The 1,883-nt window shown below is 68.9% G+C and carries 3 protein-coding genes; all 3 read right to left on the bottom strand.

Annotated features, from left to right (window positions below; genetic code table 11):
• Positions 1–340 (bottom strand): biotin/lipoyl-binding protein (locus I71_RS13785; protein ID WP_042695428.1); only part of this gene is annotated, 340 nt, incomplete at its 3' end.
• A 42-nt stretch (positions 341–382) separates the two neighbouring features.
• On the bottom strand, positions 383–940 hold the full coding sequence (locus tag I71_RS13780; protein WP_244433823.1) for a TetR/AcrR family transcriptional regulator: 558 nt from the start codon (positions 938–940) through the stop codon (positions 383–385).
• A gap of 323 nt (positions 941–1,263) precedes the next feature.
• Positions 1,264–1,883: BON domain-containing protein (locus tag I71_RS13775; RefSeq protein ID WP_042695426.1), on the bottom strand; the 620-nt coding region annotated here is incomplete at its 5' end.

Genomic DNA, 1,883 nt, shown 5'->3' with positions numbered 1-1,883 from the left:
GCGTCGAGCGAGCGTTGTCGAGGATAAACAGCGTATCGCCGGTCTTCACCTCCTGCCCTTCGGTGAAGGCCACCGTTTCGACCGCGCTGTCCACCCGCGGCTTGATGGCGATGGCGGCGATGGGCTGGACGCTGCCGATGGTGGCGATCTGTTCCGGGACCGCCTGGGCCACCACCGTCCGGGTCACCACCGGGACCGTGCGGCCCGCCCCGGCCGGCGCCTTCTGGCCATCCGCCGCCGCGGTTTTGCTGCCTGCCCCGTCCTTGTGCGTCGCATACCAATAGTACCCGCCGCCGCCGATCACAGCGGCCAGCAGCAGGACCAGGAAAAACCGTCTCATCCTATGGGACTCCAAACGCCGGAGCCAGGGGCCGGCACAGGCTTAGAGGAAGGGGGGCAGATTGGTGATGCCGGACATCAGAATGTCGATGACGGAGCGTTCGAGTGCCTCGCGCGGGCGGTCGCCCAGTTGCATGATGCCGCCGCGGACCATGCCGATGATCAGCAGGGGGACGATTTCCAGGTCGATCTTGCGGAACTCGCCGCTCTCCATGCCATCGGCCAGCACCTGCTGAAAAGCGGTGGCGGTGCGCTGGCTGCGGCGGCGCAGGATGCGGCGGGTGCGGTCGGCCAGATCGGACTGGTCGCCGCCCAGCAGCTTCAGCGTCTGCAACTGCTCGCTCAGGGTGCCGACCAGGGCGGAGACCATGGCCGACAGACGGACGGAGGCCGGGACCTGCTGCGGCGCCAGTTCGGCGTTCAGCTTGTGCTCCAAACCGCCGAGCGCGCGTTCCAGCGATTCCAGATACAGCTCTTCCTTCGAGGGGAAGTAGCGATAGAGCGTGGCCTTGCCCACGCCGGCCCGCTTCGCCACCTCCTCCACCTGGACAGAGGCGTAGTCGCGGCCGGCAAACAGCTCCGCCGCGGCAGTGAGGATCACCTCGCGCCGCCGAGCGCGCCAGTCAGGTATCTCTTCCGCATCAAGGGGCATGAATGGAACTCACGGGTTTCAAAAACTGACGATAGTCGAGTTCCTTAGAGTGTCAAGGAACCAGTCGCCAATAAAAATGAATTCGCCGTCATCTGGCGAAAGCCGCAATTTCCCGCCCTGGACAGCCCCACAACCGCCGGAGGAGCCGGCCTGCTCCCCGGGGGTTGGGCGCGCCCATCGCACACAAAAAAGGCACGAAGCCCGGCCTCCTCCGGCAGTCAGCCTGGGAAGCCGGGCGTCGCGCCCCGTCAGCCGAATGGGCCGCCTGACGATCAGCTCCGCGTGCTGGAAGAACGGCCGATGCCGGTGGTGGAGCCGGCCATCGAGCCGGTGCCCGCCGAGGCGGCGGCCGGCCCGCCGCTGGTGCCGGCGCCGGTGCCCGTGACCGACGGGGCACCCGACCCGGTGTTGCTGCCGGTGTTGCTGGCGAGACCGCCGGCGGTGCCCGCGGTGGTGGTGTCGGATCCCTGGTGGCCGCTGTTGTCGGCGCTCATCGACGAGGAGGCCGTACCGGAGGCCGGATCGCTGCCGGCACTCGCCATCGCCGACGCGCCGGCGCCGGTGGAACCGCCCCAGCCCGCGCCGGTCTGGCTTCCGGTGTGGCTGCGGACGCGCAGGTTGTTCTGCACATGCGACACGCCGGAGACGGACTCGGCGACGTCCTCGGCACGGCGCTTGGTCTGGCGGTCGGGGACCAAACCGGTCAGCGTCACCTCACCGCTGCTGACCGTCACCTCGATGTCGGAGGCGTCGATGTAGGCATCGTCGGTCAGGCGGTCGCTGACATCCTCGCGCACGCGCTCGTCGGATCGGCTGTAGCCGCGCGGGCCACGGCCGCGATGCTGGGAGACGCGCCCCTGGTCCTCGTGGCGCCGCCGCTCGGCATCGTCGT

It is taken from the genome of Azospirillum sp. B506 (assembly GCF_000333595.1).
Lineage (GTDB): Bacteria > Pseudomonadota > Alphaproteobacteria > Azospirillales > Azospirillaceae > Azospirillum.
The sequence above is the reverse complement of the archived record's forward strand: the minus strand, read 5'-3'. Positions and strand labels throughout refer to the sequence as shown.